Source organism: Pseudomonas silensiensis (assembly GCF_050434865.1).
Lineage (GTDB): Bacteria > Pseudomonadota > Gammaproteobacteria > Pseudomonadales > Pseudomonadaceae > Aquipseudomonas > Aquipseudomonas fluorescens_W.
Window position 1 is genome coordinate 315,371 of sequence record NZ_JBNDJH010000006.1, and the last position, 14,770, is coordinate 330,140.

Below are 14,770 nucleotides of genomic sequence, written 5' to 3' on the forward strand. Positions count from 1 at the left end.
TCTACAGACTTTTCAGCGAGTAACTGCAATGCGGCTGGCTTTATTCGACTTGGACAACACGCTCTTGGGCGGTGACAGTGACCACGCCTGGGGCGATTACCTGTGCGAACGCGGCTTCCTCGACGCCGTTGCCTACAAGGCGCGCAACGATGAGTTCTATCAGGATTACCTGGCCGGCAAGCTGGATAACGACGCTTATCTCAACTTCTGCCTGGAAGTGCTCGGCCGCACCGAGATGGCCACACTGGATCAATGGCATCTGGATTACATGCGCGATTGCATTGAGCCGATTGTGTTGCCCAAGGGTCTCGAACTGCTGGCCAAGCACCGCGAGGCGGGTGACAAACTGGTGATCATCACCGCCACCAACCGTTTTGTTACCGGGCCGATTGCCCAGCGTCTGGGCGTCGAAACCCTGATCGCCACGGAATGTGAAATGGTTGATGGTCGCTACACCGGGCGCAGCACCGACGTGCCGTGCTTCCGTGAGGGCAAGGTGACGCGGTTGAATCGCTGGCTGGAAGAAACCGGGTATTCGCTGGAGGACAGCTATTTCTACAGCGACTCGATGAATGATTTGGCGCTGCTTGAGCAAGTGGCCAATCCGGTTGCGGTCGATCCTGATCCAAACCTGCGCGCTGAAGCCGAGAAGCGTGGCTGGCCGGTGATTAGTCTGCGCGACTAATACCGCCATCGCGAGCAGGCTCACTCCTACAGAAGAATGCGGTCCCCTGTAGGAGTGAGCCTGCTCGCGATGGGGTCAACCCGGTCTCAAGCCTTAAACAGGCTTGGCACCCATCAACCCGGCAATGGCGATAAAGCAGACAAAACTGAACAACGCCAAGGTAAAGGTAAATTTCCCATTGCCCGCTGCCGGTGCCTTACGCAGCCGATTCAGCCGCACCAGCAACCAGAACCAGCCCAACGCTGCGACGGTGTAAAGCACACTGGAAGCCAACAACCAGATCTGCCCCAGCGGCCAGCCCACCAGATGCACCATCCACCAACCGGTAAACGGCATGCTCAGCAGCGCCAGCCCCATCACCAGCCAGATAAACACCCGCGGCCGTTGCAACGTCCGCGCGTGAGCCGTTGCGTCACCGCTACGGCGCGTACGCCAGACCCAGATCGCCAGACCCAGTGCGCTGACCAGCAGCAACACCGTCGCCGCCATATGAGCGACTTTCAGGGCGGTTAACGTTTCCATTGTTCGATTTCCTTATGGCCTGGCCATCAGCGTAGCCGCTCAGCCGAGAAACAGCTGATAGGCCGGGTTGTCGCTCTCGTCCCAGTACGGGTAGCCGATTTCTTCCAGCGCTGCGGGCACCAGGTGGCGTTCATCGTGAGGCACTTGCAGGCCCGCGACCACACGACCATCCGCCGCGCCATGGTTGCGGTAGTGGAACATCGAGATGTTCCAGCGCCCACCGAGCTTGTTGAGGAAGTTGAACAGCGCCCCCGGACGCTCCGGGAATTCGAAGCGCAGAATCACTTCATCAACCACATGAGCCGCACGGCCGCCGACCATGTGGCGGATGTGCAACTTGGCCAATTCGTTGTCGGTCAGGTCCAGCACCGGGAAACCCTGCTCGGTCAGACTGGCAAGCAGCGCACTGCGCGGATCGTTTTCCGGGTGCGTCTGCACGCCCACAAAGATGTGCGCCTCGCTGCCGGTGTTGTAGCGGTAGTTGAATTCGGTGATCTGGCGCTTGCCGATGGCTTCACAGAACGCCTTGAAGCTGCCCGGTTTCTCGGGAATCGTCACGGCGATAATCGCTTCGCGGCCCTCGCCCAGCTCAGCACGCTCGGCGACGTGGCGCAGGCGGTCGAAGTTGACGTTGGCGCCAGAATCAATAGCCACAAAGGTGTGACCGGTGACGCCGCGTTGCTCGACGTATTTCTTGATCCCGGCGACGCCCAATGCGCCAGCAGGTTCGGTGATCGAGCGGGTATCGTCGTAGATGTCCTTGATCGCCGCACAGATTTCATCGGTGCTGACGGTGATCACTTCATCGACATAGTCTTTGCAGATATCAAAGGTGTGCTGACCGATCTGCGCCACTGCGACGCCGTCGGCGAAGAGGCCCACGGTCGGCAGGATCACGCGCTCGCCAGCGGCCATGGCGGCTTGCAGGCAGTTGGAGTCGTCCGGCTCGACGCCGATGATTTTGATTTCAGGTCGCAAGTACTTCACGTATGCCGCGATCCCGGCGATCAACCCGCCACCGCCCACCGGGACAAAAATCGCATCCAGACGGCCAGGGTGCTGACGCAGAATCTCCATCGCCACCGTGCCCTGCCCGGCAATGGTGTGGGGATCGTCGTAAGGGTGAATGTAGACGTAGCCTTTTTCGTCGACCAGTTTCAGCGAGTAGGCCAGGGCTTCCGGGAACGAATCCCCGTGCAGCACCACTTTGCCGCCACGCGAACGCACGCCTTCGACTTTAATTTCCGGGGTGGTCTTGGGCATCACGATGGTCGCTTTCACGCCCAACACTTTCGCCGCCAGGGCCAGGCCTTGCGCGTGGTTACCCGCCGAAGCGGTGACCACGCCGCGAGCGCGCTCTTCATCGGAAAGCTGCGTGAGCTTGTTGTAGGCGCCCCGAATCTTGAACGAGAACACCGGCTGCAAGTCTTCGCGCTTGAGCCAAATACTGTTGCCCAGCCGCTCGGAGAGCTGGCGGGCAGTCTGCAATGGGGTTTCTACGGCAACGTCATAAACGCGCGAGGTGAGGATCTTTTTGACGTACTGTTCGAGCATCGGAAAGCATCACTGAGCGGGTTGGGCAGGGCCAAGGAGTCTAACCCGGCTTTCGGGCGGGCGACCACACTAAACAGGTGGTTTTAGCCTTCTCAGACACTGTAGATCCATTGTGGCGAGGGAGCTTGCTCCCGCTCGGCTGCGCAGCAGTCGTAAACCGGCGCGCGGAATTCTCCAGATTGACTTCGTGACTGGAATTGCGGGGGACCGCTTCGCGCTCCAGCGGGAGCAAGCTCCCTCGCCACAAAAGCAACCCGCCAATCGGGCAATGACCTTCCCTGCCCCGAAGCCTATAATGCCGCCCTTTCGTTCCCTCCTTCGGCACCTCGGAGCCCGCATGACCCAGGATCAACTCAAACAGGCAGTGGCTCAGGCCGCCGTCGACTTCATCCTCCCGAAACTCGACGACAAGAGCATCGTCGGGGTCGGCACCGGCTCCACCGCCAACTGCTTCATCGATGCGCTGGCCAAGCACAAAGGCGCGTTCGACGGCGCGGTCGCCAGTTCCGAAGCCACCGCTGCCCGCCTCAAGGGCCACGGCATTCCGGTGTATGAGTTGAATACGGTCAGCGACCTGGAGTTCTACGTCGACGGCGCCGATGAAAGCGACGAACACCTGAACCTGATCAAGGGCGGCGGCGCAGCCCTGACCCGCGAGAAGATTGTGGCGGCCGTGGCCAAGACCTTTATCTGCATCGCCGACGCCAGCAAACTGGTGCCGGTGCTCGGTGAGTTCCCACTGCCGGTGGAAGTGATCCCGATGGCCCGCAGCCACGTGGCCCGCGAGCTGGTGAAGCTGGGCGGCGACCCGGTCTACCGTGAAGGCGTGTTGACCGACAACGGCAACATCATCCTCGACGTGTTCAACATGCAGATCACCAACCCGGTGGAGCTGGAGACCCAGATCAACGCCATCGTCGGCGTGGTCACCAATGGGTTGTTCGCGGCACGTCCGGCGGATTTGCTGCTGCTGGGCACCAGCGAAGGCGTGAAAACCCTCAAGGCCTGACACCCCGCACTCCCCCGTAGGAGCGAAGCTTGCTCGCGAAGAGGCCGTAACAGTCGACAGAGATGTTGAATGTTACGGCCTCTTCGCGAGCAAGCTTCGCTCCTACAGGGTTTTGGGGCGTTTGTTAGTTCTGTGCAGGTTTTTTGAAGACGTAGTACAGATTCGGCTCGCTCACCAGGTACATCGTACCGTCGTCATCCATGGCGATCCCTTCCGCTTGTGGCACTGTCTTCTGCAACCCCTGACGCCCCTTGCTCAGTGACAGGGTGCTCAGCGGCCGCCCATCCACATCGAGTTCCAGAATCAGCCGCGACTCATCCGACAACGCCAGCAAATGGCCGCTGCGCTCGTCGTATTGCAGGCTCGACAGGTCCGTCACGAACATCCCGGCATCGCGCTTGGGGTTGTTCACTACGTGCACCGCGTAGGATTTTTCCGGGTTGTAATGCGGAAAGCCGTGCACTTCGTAGATCAGCATCGGGTCGCGTTCCTTGGCGACAAACAATCGCTTGCCCACCGAGTCGTAAGCCAGGCCTTCGAAGCCCTTGTTGCCGCTCATGTGCACGCCAAGGGTCATCTGCTCGGCATCCGCTGCGTCGAGGAACGTTGTGTCGCTCTCCAGATGAATCTTGATCAGCCGCTGCTGACGCTCGTCAGTGATCACGTAAGTGTCGGTAGTGATGAATTCCACGGCTTCTGGATCGCCAAACCCTACCAGCGAAACGCGTCGAACAATCTGGCCGTCCAGCGACAGTTCGATCAGCTCTGAGTTTTTGTTGGTGACGGTGAACAGGCTTTTGCGCACCGGATCGAAGGTCAGCGCCGAAACATCGTCGTCCAGCCCTTCGATGACTTGCGCCTCAACCGCTACCTGGTACTGATCCAGAGCGATGGACTGACCGTTCACGGGCTGCCAAAAGGTGTGCAGGTTGAACCAAGCACGCTCGAACAGGCGCTGGTACTGGCCAACCGCGACCAGGGCGATCAACGCAATGACCGACAGGATCAAAAGCAGAGGCTTGGGGCGGACAAGTCGATGCATTCAGGCCTTATTTCTGCTTTTCGAAGCGGTAGAACAGGTTCGGCTCGCTCACCATGTACAGCGTGCCCGCCTCGTCCATGGTCACGCCTTCGGCGCGAGGAATGGTTTTCTTCAAACCATTGAAGCCGCCCAGCAAGGTCATGAAGCTGACCTGCTCGCCCTTCTCGTCCAGCTCCAGCAACAAGTGGGAGTCGGCAGACAACACCAGGGTGTGGCCAGTGCGCGGGTCGATGGCCAGGGCCGAGAGGTTGCGCATGTCCAGTGCATTACTGGTGAGTTTTTGCTTGTCGCCCTTCAGGATCTGGCTGCCATCGCTTTTCCAGCTAAACAGTGCTGGCGGACGCTCTTCGCCCAGCAGGATTTGCTGATGGCGCGAGTCCCAGACGACGGCTTCGAACGCCTTGTTCTGGTCTTTCGAAGGGCCGAGGTCGTATTTCGGGAAGTTGGCGATGTTCAGCTCGCGGGTATCGGCATCGACCTTGACGATGGAGAGCATGTGTTCGCGCTCATCGACGATGGCCAGCAGACCGTTGCCCATCACCGTCACCCCTTCCGGGTTGCTCCAGCCCACCAGCGGCATCTTGCGCAGCACGTCGCCCTGCAGGGTCAGCTCGACCAGGAACGGGTTCTTGCCCATGACCGAGAACAGGGTTTTGGTTTGAGGGTTGTAGGCCAGGTCGGACGCTTCATCCTTCTCCATGCCCGGCAGCAGCTTGGCGTCGATCACTGCCCGGTAATCCGGCAACCAGACACTGGCCTGACGCTCGGCCGGGCTTTCGAAACGCTCACGCAACCAGAGCACGCCACGATCATCCCAATGCATCGCGAACGCGAGGCCATAGCCCGCCACAACAGCCAGCAACAGCCAGTAGTACCAGCGCAGGAGAAAACGTGGACGACGAGAAGTTTGCAGAGTCGGGAGCGGTTGCGTTGCCATCAGGGGATGCGTTCCAGAAATTCAGGCTAAGGGTAATAGCACAAACGGGCAGGCTCAGACGCCAGGAACCCCGGAATTATCCAGACAGGATGTGAAAAAAACGGGAAATGGCGGGAAAGCCCTTTCGGCACCCACAAAAAAATGTAGGAGTGAGCCTGCTCGCGATGAGGCTGTGTCAGCCAATAAAGATGTCGGCTGACACACCGCTATCGCGAGCAGGCTCGCTCCTACAAGGGTTTTGCGGTGTTTCGGTTAGCGGACGCTGCTGGTGAAGCTGCTGGCGCCTGGCAATTCAATCACCAGTTCGTCACCGACATTCAGCGGACCAACACCCACCGGCGTACCCGTCAGGATCACGTCACCAGCCTGCAGCGAGAAGCAGCCGGCCATGTGCTGGATCATCGGCACGATCGGGTTGAGCATCGCGCTGCTGTTGCCGTCCTGGCGCACTTCGCCGTTGATGGTCAGGCGGATGCCGATGTCGGTCAGATCAGCGAACGTGCTGCCGGACACGAATGGTGCAATCACCGCCGCTCCGTCGAAGGACTTGGCGATTTCCCACGGCAGGCCCTTGGCTTTCAGCTCGGCCTGCTTGTCGCGCAGGGTCAGGTCCAGGGCCGGGGCGAAACCGGAGATAGCATCGAGCACTTCTTCACGGCTCGGTTTGGTCGACAAAGGCTTGCCGATCAACACCGCGATTTCCGCTTCGTAATGCACCGAGCCACGTTCAGTCGGAATGCTGAAACTGCCTTCCAGCGGCACCACGCAACTGCCCGGCTTGATGAACAGCAGCGGCTCGGTCGGCACCGGGTTGTCCAGCTCCTTGGCGTGTTCGGCGTAGTTGCGGCCAATGCACACCACTTTCCCCAACGGAAAGTGAATACGCGTACCGTCGACATACTGGTGCTGATAGCTCATTACCGACTCCTGTTTCGTAGCTCTTAAATTCAAAAGTCAAACAGCGAAAATTTTGCCCGGGTTCATGATGCCGTTCGGATCGAACACCGCTTTGACGGCTTTCATGTACTCGATCTCGACCGGCGAACGGCTGTAGGTCAAGTAATCACGCTTAGTCATGCCCACGCCATGTTCAGCGGAAATCGAGCCGTTGTACTTCTCAACGGTTTCGAACACCCACTTGTTGACGGTCGCGCACTTGGCGAAGAACTCATCCTTGCTCAGGTTTTCCGGCTTGAGGATGTTCAAGTGCAAGTTGCCGTCGCCGATGTGGCCGAACCAGACGATTTCGAAATCCGGGTAGTGTTCGCCGACGATCGCGTCGATTTCCTTCAGGAACGCCGGGACTTTCGACACAGTGACCGAAATGTCGTTCTTGTACGGCGTCCAGTGGGAAATGGTTTCGGAGATGTATTCGCGCAGCTTCCACAGGTTCTGCAACTGGGTTTCGCTCTGGCTCATCACGCCGTCCAGCACCCAGCCCTGCTCAACGCAGTGTTCAAAGGTTTCCAGGGCGTGGTTGGCCACTTCTTCGGTGGTCGCTTCGAATTCCAGCAGCGCGTAGAACGGGCAATCTGTTTCGAATGGCGCGGGTACGTCGCCCCGGCCCATGACCTTGGCCAAGGCTTTGTCGGAGAAAAATTCGAACGCGGTCAGGTCAAGCTTGCTCTGGAACGCGTGCAACACCGGCATGATCGAGTCAAAATCGGCAGTGCCGAGGACCATGGCGGTGAGGTTTTTCGGCGCACGGTCCAGACGCATGGTGGCTTCGACCACAAAACCGAGGGTGCCTTCAGCGCCGATGAACAGCTGACGCAAATCGTAGCCGGTGGCGTTCTTGATCAGGTCTTTGTTCAGTTCCAGCAGGTCGCCCTTGCCGGTGACGACTTTCATGCCGGCCACCCAGTTACGGGTCATGCCGTAGCGAATCACCTTGATCCCGCCGGCATTGGTGCCGATATTGCCGCCAATCTGGCTGGAACCTGCCGAAGCGAAGTCCACCGGGTAGTACAGGCCTTTTTCTTCGGCGACGTTCTGCAGGTGTTCGGTGACCACGCCCGGCTGGCAGACCGCGGTGCGGTCGGTCATGTTCACGTCGAGGATCTGGTTCATGTAGTCGAAGGACACCACGACTTCGCCATTGGCGGCCACGGCCGCGGCGGACAGCCCGGTGCGACCGCCGGACGGCACCAGCGCAATTTTGTGCTCATTGGCCCAACGGACAATGGCCTGGACCTGCTCGGTGGTCTTGGGGAATACGATGGCGGTCGGGGCCGGGGCGAAATGCTTGGTCCAATCCTTACCGTAAGCATTCAGGGAGTCGGCATCGGTCAGCACCTTGCCAGGCTCAACCAGGGTCTTCAGCTCTTCAATCAGGGCAGGATTGGTCATCGACAGAACTCTCGAACAATTCATGGTCATCCTGAGAACGCTTCACGTCGCAGGAATGAGTGTTTAGCGGGGTGCATATGCTAGCATACCGACCCCGCAGGATAGTGCCCAACGGCTATTCTGTGGCGACGGCTTTCCTGCCGTCCGGGTCAGCGTCTGCTGGCTATTTCCTGCCATTTTTCTCCGGGATACAGGTTTACGCAGATGAGCAAGACTTCTCTCGATAAGAGCAAGATCAAGTTCCTTCTTCTCGAAGGCGTCCACCAATCGGCTGTCGACGTCCTCAAGTCGGCGGGCTACACCAGCATCGAGTACCTCACAGGTTCTCTGCCGGAAGCCCAGCTGAAGGAAAAGATCGCTGATGCGCACTTCATCGGCATTCGCTCGCGCACTCAACTGACCGAAGAGATCTTCGATCACGCGAAGAAACTGGTCGCTGTCGGCTGTTTCTGCATCGGCACCAACCAGGTTGACCTCAATGCTGCCCGCGAACGCGGCATCGCAGTGTTCAACGCTCCGTACTCCAACACTCGCTCCGTAGCCGAACTGGTGCTGGCCGAAGCGATCCTGTTGCTGCGCGGCATCCCTGAGAAGAACGCTTCCTGCCACCGTGGCGGCTGGATCAAGAGCGCAGCCAACTCCTTCGAAATCCGTGGCAAGAAGCTCGGCATCGTCGGTTACGGCTCGATCGGTACTCAACTGTCGGTCCTGGCTGAAGGCCTGGGCATGCAGGTGTACTTCTACGACACCGTGACCAAGCTGCCATTGGGCAACGCGACTCAGGTGGGTAACCTGACCGAGCTGCTGGGCATGTCCGACATCGTCACCCTGCACGTTCCGGAAACCGCTGCGACCCAGTGGATGATCGGCGAGAAAGAAATCCGTGCGATCAAGAAGGGCGGCATTCTGATCAACGCGGCTCGCGGCACCGTGGTCGAACTGGACGCTCTGGCGGACGCGATCAAGGACAAGCACCTGATCGGCGCGGCCATCGACGTCTTCCCGGTGGAGCCGCGCTCCAACGAAGAAGAGTTCGAAAGCCCGCTGCGTGGCCTGGACAACGTGATCCTGACCCCGCACATCGGCGGCTCTACCGCTGAAGCGCAAGCCAACATCGGTCTGGAAGTAGCTGAGAAGCTGGTCAAGTACAGCGACAACGGTACGTCGGTATCCTCGGTCAACTTCCCGGAAGTGGCCCTGCCGGCTCACCCTGGCAAGCACCGTTTGCTGCACATCCACGAGAACATTCCGGGTGTGATGAGCGAGATCAACAAGGTCTTCGCCGAAAACGGTATCAACATTTCCGGTCAGTTCCTGCAGACCAACGAGAAAGTCGGCTACGTCGTGATCGACGTCGACGCCGATTACTCGGAAATGGCGCAAGAGAAGCTGCAGCACATCAACGGCACCATTCGTTGCCGCGTGTTGTTCTGATAGCGATTTGAGCGACAAAAAAAGGAGCCCTTAGGGGCTCCTTTTTCATGGGCGCGGTTCTTTATTCCGAGCAGGTTACTTAACGTTGACGGTGATCTTCTCCGACACGATCGGCGGATCAAACGGCATGTGGTTGCTGTCGCCCAGTTCGAGTTGCAAGGTATGTTTGCCCGGTGTCAGCTTTATTTCAGCCTGGGTCTGCGCCTTGCCGAAATGCACGTGGTTGGCATCGTTGGGGATTGGCGCACCGGCGGCCGGCAGTTGATCGACATCGATCAGCAAGTGGTGATGGCCGGTGTTCTTGGTGGCGTCACCCGCTGGCGCCAGCGAAATGTTCTCGACAGCGAACTTGACGACGACGGTTTGCGGAATCGTGGCACCGTCCGCAGGAGAAACGATGGACACTTCTGCACCTTTGGGAGCCGGTGTAGCCGCCGTTGCCAGCATCGAAGCTCCCATCAACAGGCCAGCCAATGCTGCTCGTGACATAAAGGTTTTCATTCTCTTCTCCAGTTTTTTCGTAAAATCCGTGTGGCCATGACAACTTCACGGCCATTCGTTGTCGAAGGCACTCGACAACCATAGCAAAGCGAGCCTGAATCAGAGCATCGCAAAAATGAATTCAAAGGAGTGACCATGCGCTTTTTGCCTGGCCTGATCTGCCTGCTACCCCTTCTTAGCCCGTTGGCTCATGCCGAACTGATTGACGATGTGAACGACCGAGGCGAATTGCGTATTGCCCTTGAGGCTAATACACCGCCCTTCAATTTCAAGGAAGACGGCAAACTCACCGGGTTCGAAGTCGAGCTGGGGCAACTGCTGGCCAACGAACTGGACGTACGGGCCGACTTCGTCGTTACCGATTCCAGCGATCTGATGCAAGGCGTTGAAACCGGCAAGTACGACGTCGCCATCAACCACATAGCAGTGACCCCGGACCTCAAGGATCGTTTCGACTTCAGCGAACCTTACATTCACACCGATGCGCAATTGATCGCGCAGAAGGAAGAGCAACCACGCTCAATGCTGCTGGTGCAGTCACTGACGGAAGAGAAGCCGAAGGCTGCCCCGGCAGTGAATCTGGCGATTCCGTTTCAGAAAGGTAACCCGGCGTTTCATGCCAGCCTGGAAAACGCGCTGCAGCGGATCAAGTCGGATGGGCGACTCCAGGCACTGGAGCAGAAATGGTTCGGGGCGGATGCGAGTGTGGCGCCAAAGCCTTAAGAATTTTGTCGCTCTTTAGATCCCGCCCCTCACCCTAACCCTCTCCCCAGGGGGGGGGCGAGGGGACTGACCGAGGTGTCAGACGCTATCCATCGACCTGAAAGATGGAGCCGACTATGGATTCAACACAAAGACTTTCAAGTCGCAAAATTTCTACAGATCCCCACGATCAGTCCCCTCGCCCCCTGGGGAGCGGGTTAGGGTGAGGGGGAAGGATTCTGGATCAGTCCAGAGTATTCAAAGCCACCGCCGCCTCAACCATCTCCAGCTCGCTGAAGACCTGAACGCCATGGCGCTTGAGCAACGCCGCCGTCACCCCCTCGCCACTGACCTTCACACCACTGAACGTCCCGTCGTAGGTCAACAGATTCCCGCAAGACGGGCTGTTGGCCTTGAGTACGGCAATGCGGATGCCGTGCTTTTGCACCAGTTCCAACGCTTGATAAGCCCCCGAGAGAAACTCGGCGCTGACGTCCTCGCCCTCGGTGGTGATCACTGAGGCGTGTCCATCAAGCACTTCACCACCCTGCCCACCCGGAATTTCCGCCGCCGCCCTTGGCGTTGGCAAGCCACCGGCAACCTCCGGACACAACGGCACCACCCGACCTTCATCAAGCCACTGCTGAAGCTGATCGAACGGCCCGCTCGCCCCGCCGTCGTAACGTACGCGGTGCCCCAGCAGACAGCGGCTTACCAGAATTTTTTGCATGATCAGAACGGCTCGTTACCACGGCGCCGGAACCAGCCGGTCAATGACAGGCGATCGCGGGTCGCGGGCAGGACTTCGTGGGGCACTTCACCGGACAGGAACACCACCAGGCATCCACCGGTGGGCACCACATCATGTTCGACGCTTTCATTCAGGTACATGCGCAACTGCCCGCCGTGCTCAGGCAGCCAGGCGTCATTGAGATAGACCACCGCCGACACCATACGCCGGTCGTCGTCGCGGAAACGGTCGACATGCTTGAGGTAGAACGCGCCGGGCGGGTACAGCGCGAAATGGCTTTCGAAATCTTCCAGGCCCAGAAACAAACCGCGATTCATCGCCTCGCGCAGGCTGTCCATCAAATCCAGATAACCGTCGCACGCCAACGCCTGGCCGGGCTCGATCCACTGGATATGGTCGCCGCGAATCCCCTCGCGAATCTCGGAGGTTGCCCCTCGACCCACGGCGGCCGGGGCCAATTCGCCCTCGGCAGCACGTTTACGGCACTCAGCCGCCAGTTCCCGGGTCAGACCCAGAGGAAGGAAAATATTCTGCTGCGACCAACCGTGTTCGGCCAGGTCATCGACGATACGTAACAGCAGCGGGTGATCAGAGGGTATTCGCATGCCGCGCATAGTATTCCTGTGCCTGAAAATCCGACAGAGCCGCGCAGCGGGTTGATACGAATTCTCGACAAGGACGAATGCCACACGGAGAATAGTCGCCTGCTGACAGGAGTCCCTATGCGCCGTTTGCTTTTTTCACTGTTGATGTTCTGTGTATTGCCCGCTTGGGCAGACGGCCACGACCAGTTGTACAAGGTCGCCGGTTGGCCAGAACAACGCGCGCATTTCAACGACGCTCTCTCGGCCGCTCAGCAGCGGTACCAGAACAGCCTGCCGCCGGCCGTGTTCCAGGCACTGGTGAATAACAGCAATCAGCGATTTGCCCCCCAGGCCGTGGACCAGCGCGCCGAAGCGCAATTGCGCAAGACCCTCGCCGACCCGAAACCCGCGCTGACGTTCTTTCAATCACCCTTGGGCAAGAAAATCGTAGCCGCCGAGTTGCTGGCGACCCGTCGCGATCAGTTGGCAAAAAACGCCAAGGGCTTGCCGAAGATCCAGGCCAGCGACAGCCGCATGCTGATCATCGGCCATCTGGCCCAGGCCCTGCCCGCTCGCGAGGCTGGCGCGGAAGTCAGCCTCGCGATTGCCGGCGTCGCGGCCGACAGCCTTAGTTCGATGATCCCCGGCCTGCTTGGTGGTGGTCAGGCTCAAGGCATGTTGAACGGTCAGCGTCAGCGCTTGATGGACCAGATCGGCAACGACCTGAACAACACGCTGCTGTATGTCTATCGCGACCTGTCGGATGAAGAACTGGAAGAGTTCGCGACCTTTGCCGAGTCCACCGAGGGCAAGGCTTATTACCAGGCAGCACTGGCGGCGATTCGCGCGGGGCTGGCGGTGGGGCAGGATACTTCAACGCTTCGCCAGTAATTTTTAGCGCCTGATAAATCGCTATCGCGAGCAAGCTCGCTCCCACAGTGACCGAGTTGTTCAGACGTACTCGGTCTAATGTGGGAGTGAGCCTGCTCGCGATGAGGCCATATCTGTCGCTAAAGATTCCTGCCCTTGATCCGCTTGGTCAAAAACCCGAAATACTCCCGCCGCAACGCCAGCGTCTCATTCGCCAGGTGATGCCGCGCCTCAGGCAACATCAGCACCTGTGGCCGATCGAACTTGCCCCGCAACACTTCAAGGTTATGCTCCCAATCCACAGTCATGTCCGCCTGCCCCTGCACAATCAGCGGTCGCCGCATGCTGTACGGTGCGGCTTCGATACGTTTGATCCAGCGCGCCAGCGCACCGACCCAGGCGGTCGGTAAACGGAGCGGCTGCAACGGGTCCGCTTGCAGGAAGGGCAGAAAATCCGGGTCGTTGGAGTTCTCGCTGAAGCGCCGGGCAATCGCTTTGACGAAAGGCTTGAGCAGGTAATAGCTGAGTTGCGACCAGCCCCAGGCCCGCGGCCTTACCAACGGCGACAACAGTATGACCTGGCCCTGAGCCGGACTGCTGGCGCCCTGATTGAGTACATGATCAATCACGATCGCGCCGCCCGTGCTTTGCCCGCACAGGTGCCACGGCTGCGGCAGATCGAGGGATTGCGCTTCGCTGAACAACCCTTGCAGCGTGTCCTGATACTCGGTGAAATCCTTGATGCTCGCCCGTTCGCCACTGGACAGCCCATGTCCCGGCAGGTCGCAGGCAATCACCGCAAAATCCTGATCCAGCGCCCATTCGATCACATGCCGGTAAAGCCCCGTGTGATCATAAAAACCGTGGAACAAAAACAGCGTGGCCTTCGCCTGCTCCGGCCACCAGACCTGGCTGACCACGTCATAACCATCGACCGCGAAACGTCCAAGGCCACTGCGCACATTACGCCCCGCAAAATCCAGCCCGTAGAAGCGCTGGTAAGCCAGCGCTTCTACCGACAGCGGCTGCCAGTCGGCCAGCGGCCGCAGGCTGGCACGCAGATGATCGGAGTCGAAAGTGGCAGACATGAGCAATTCCAGAACGCGAAACGGACTTTATGGGCCTGCGATATTCATCTGTTGAGGCAAGCATGGCAAGCTAGCGCACCTTCGAGGACTGAAATCCATGCGCTCGCCCTACCGCGCCACTCTGCTTGCCAGCCTCCTCGCCCTCGTGTGCGCTGGCGTGCTGTGGGCTGCCTACGACTGGTTTCAGGGGCGCTACCTGCGAGCGTTCAGCGAACACACCGCGGTGTTCTCCGGCGACCCGCTGCGCCTGCCCGACAACCTCGCCGGCCCCGGCGCCATCCGCCTCGTGCACTTCTGGGACCCGGCCTGCCCGTGCAACGTCGGCAACCAACAACACCTGAGCGAACTGGTTGAGCACTATGCACCGCAAGGCGTGGAGTTTTATGCGGTACAAAAGCCTGGCAGCCACGGCCAATTACCGAGCACCTTAAGCAGCCTGAAAAGCATCGCCGTCCTGCCAGGCTCCGAACAGATCCCCGCCAGCCCGGCCGTGGCGATCTGGGATCGCAGCGGCAAACTGGCGTATTTCGGCCCGTACAGCGAAGGCCTGACCTGCAATTCGAGTAACAGCTTTATCGAACCGATTCTGCAAGCGTTGAACGAAGGCCGCACGGTGAATGCCACGCACACACTGGCCGTGGGTTGTTACTGTCCGTGGCCCGTCGACGCAGTGAAGCAAGGCTGACAGGAGACGCGAATCCCTCCTAAGTGCGATGGCCATGGCGGCAAGCCATGTTAAACA

The 14,770-nt window shown here is 59.3% G+C and carries 16 protein-coding genes; 6 read left to right on the top strand and 10 right to left on the bottom strand.

The window, feature by feature from the left end:
- The first annotated feature begins 28 nt into the window (after window positions 1-28).
- Window positions 29-685 carry a histidinol-phosphatase gene (locus QF010_RS11790; RefSeq protein ID WP_429511651.1) on the top strand — a complete coding sequence of 219 codons (657 nt, stop codon included), beginning with the start codon at window positions 29-31 and terminating at the stop codon, window positions 683-685.
- A 93-nt stretch (window positions 686-778) separates the two neighbouring features.
- Here the strand turns inward: QF010_RS11790 and QF010_RS11795 are convergent, their stop codons facing one another.
- Window positions 779-1,207: a DUF2269 domain-containing protein gene (locus QF010_RS11795; RefSeq protein ID WP_429533172.1), complete on the bottom strand. Its 429-nt coding sequence runs from the start codon at window positions 1,205-1,207 to the stop codon at window positions 779-781.
- Window positions 1,208-1,246: 39 nt separating this feature from the next.
- Window positions 1,247-2,761, bottom strand: a complete 1,515-nt coding sequence (gene ilvA, locus QF010_RS11800) for a threonine ammonia-lyase, biosynthetic (RefSeq protein ID WP_008150508.1) — start codon at window positions 2,759-2,761, stop codon at window positions 1,247-1,249.
- A gap of 337 nt (window positions 2,762-3,098) precedes the next feature.
- On the opposite strand from ilvA, the gene rpiA reads away from it, so the two are divergent.
- The gene (gene rpiA, locus QF010_RS11805) at window positions 3,099-3,770 is read left to right on the top strand and encodes a ribose-5-phosphate isomerase RpiA (RefSeq protein WP_033060551.1); all 672 of its coding nucleotides are present in this window, start codon (window positions 3,099-3,101) and stop codon (window positions 3,768-3,770) included.
- Between the two features lie 124 nt (window positions 3,771-3,894).
- Here rpiA and QF010_RS11810 read toward each other — a convergent pair whose 3' ends face one another.
- From QF010_RS11810 to QF010_RS11825, 4 genes are all read right to left on the bottom strand, one after another.
- Window positions 3,895-4,812, bottom strand: a complete 918-nt coding sequence (locus QF010_RS11810; protein ID WP_429533173.1) for an SdiA-regulated domain-containing protein — start codon at window positions 4,810-4,812, stop codon at window positions 3,895-3,897.
- A 7-nt stretch (window positions 4,813-4,819) separates the two neighbouring features.
- The gene (locus tag QF010_RS11815) at window positions 4,820-5,749 is read right to left on the bottom strand and encodes an SdiA-regulated domain-containing protein (RefSeq protein WP_429533174.1); all 930 of its coding nucleotides are present in this window, start codon (window positions 5,747-5,749) and stop codon (window positions 4,820-4,822) included.
- Between the two features lie 252 nt (window positions 5,750-6,001).
- Window positions 6,002-6,667, bottom strand: a complete 666-nt coding sequence (locus tag QF010_RS11820; protein ID WP_033060555.1) for a fumarylacetoacetate hydrolase family protein — start codon at window positions 6,665-6,667, stop codon at window positions 6,002-6,004.
- A 36-nt stretch (window positions 6,668-6,703) separates the two neighbouring features.
- Window positions 6,704-8,098 carry an FAD-binding oxidoreductase gene (locus QF010_RS11825; protein ID WP_123368546.1) on the bottom strand — a complete coding sequence of 465 codons (1,395 nt, stop codon included), beginning with the start codon at window positions 8,096-8,098 and terminating at the stop codon, window positions 6,704-6,706.
- 204 nt (window positions 8,099-8,302) lie between these two features.
- Between QF010_RS11825 and serA the strand changes: the two genes are divergently transcribed.
- The gene (gene serA / locus QF010_RS11830) at window positions 8,303-9,532 is read left to right on the top strand and encodes a phosphoglycerate dehydrogenase (protein WP_033060557.1); all 1,230 of its coding nucleotides are present in this window, start codon (window positions 8,303-8,305) and stop codon (window positions 9,530-9,532) included.
- A gap of 75 nt (window positions 9,533-9,607) precedes the next feature.
- Here the strand turns inward: serA and QF010_RS11835 are convergent, their stop codons facing one another.
- Window positions 9,608-10,033 carry a DUF4399 domain-containing protein gene (locus QF010_RS11835; protein ID WP_429533175.1) on the bottom strand — a complete coding sequence of 142 codons (426 nt, stop codon included), beginning with the start codon at window positions 10,031-10,033 and terminating at the stop codon, window positions 9,608-9,610.
- Between the two features lie 135 nt (window positions 10,034-10,168).
- Between QF010_RS11835 and QF010_RS11840 the strand changes: the two genes are divergently transcribed.
- On the top strand, window positions 10,169-10,756 hold the full coding sequence (locus tag QF010_RS11840; RefSeq protein WP_033060560.1) for a transporter substrate-binding domain-containing protein: 588 nt from the start codon (window positions 10,169-10,171) through the stop codon (window positions 10,754-10,756).
- A gap of 223 nt (window positions 10,757-10,979) precedes the next feature.
- On the opposite strand, the gene QF010_RS11845 is transcribed toward QF010_RS11840, so the two are convergent.
- Together QF010_RS11845 and QF010_RS11850 are read right to left on the bottom strand one after the other, a co-directional pair.
- The gene (locus tag QF010_RS11845; protein WP_429533176.1) at window positions 10,980-11,465 is read right to left on the bottom strand and encodes a 2-thiouracil desulfurase family protein; all 486 of its coding nucleotides are present in this window, start codon (window positions 11,463-11,465) and stop codon (window positions 10,980-10,982) included.
- A 2-nt stretch (window positions 11,466-11,467) separates the two neighbouring features.
- Complete coding sequence (locus QF010_RS11850) at window positions 11,468-12,100, bottom strand: 2OG-Fe(II) oxygenase (RefSeq protein WP_429533177.1); 633 nt, start codon at window positions 12,098-12,100, stop codon at window positions 11,468-11,470.
- A 108-nt stretch (window positions 12,101-12,208) separates the two neighbouring features.
- Here QF010_RS11850 and QF010_RS11855 point away from each other — a divergent pair, with 108 nt between their 5' ends.
- On the top strand, window positions 12,209-12,961 hold the full coding sequence (locus tag QF010_RS11855; RefSeq protein WP_033060564.1) for a DUF2059 domain-containing protein: 753 nt from the start codon (window positions 12,209-12,211) through the stop codon (window positions 12,959-12,961).
- A 119-nt stretch (window positions 12,962-13,080) separates the two neighbouring features.
- Here QF010_RS11855 and bipL read toward each other — a convergent pair whose 3' ends face one another.
- Window positions 13,081-14,028, bottom strand: coding sequence for a phospholipase BipL (bipL, locus tag QF010_RS11860; protein ID WP_429511646.1), 948 nt, complete (start codon window positions 14,026-14,028; stop codon window positions 13,081-13,083).
- A 97-nt stretch (window positions 14,029-14,125) separates the two neighbouring features.
- Between bipL and QF010_RS11865 the strand changes: the two genes are divergently transcribed.
- Window positions 14,126-14,713, top strand: a complete 588-nt coding sequence (locus QF010_RS11865; protein ID WP_429511645.1) for a DUF6436 domain-containing protein — start codon at window positions 14,126-14,128, stop codon at window positions 14,711-14,713.
- Window positions 14,714-14,770: the final 57 nt, after the last annotated feature.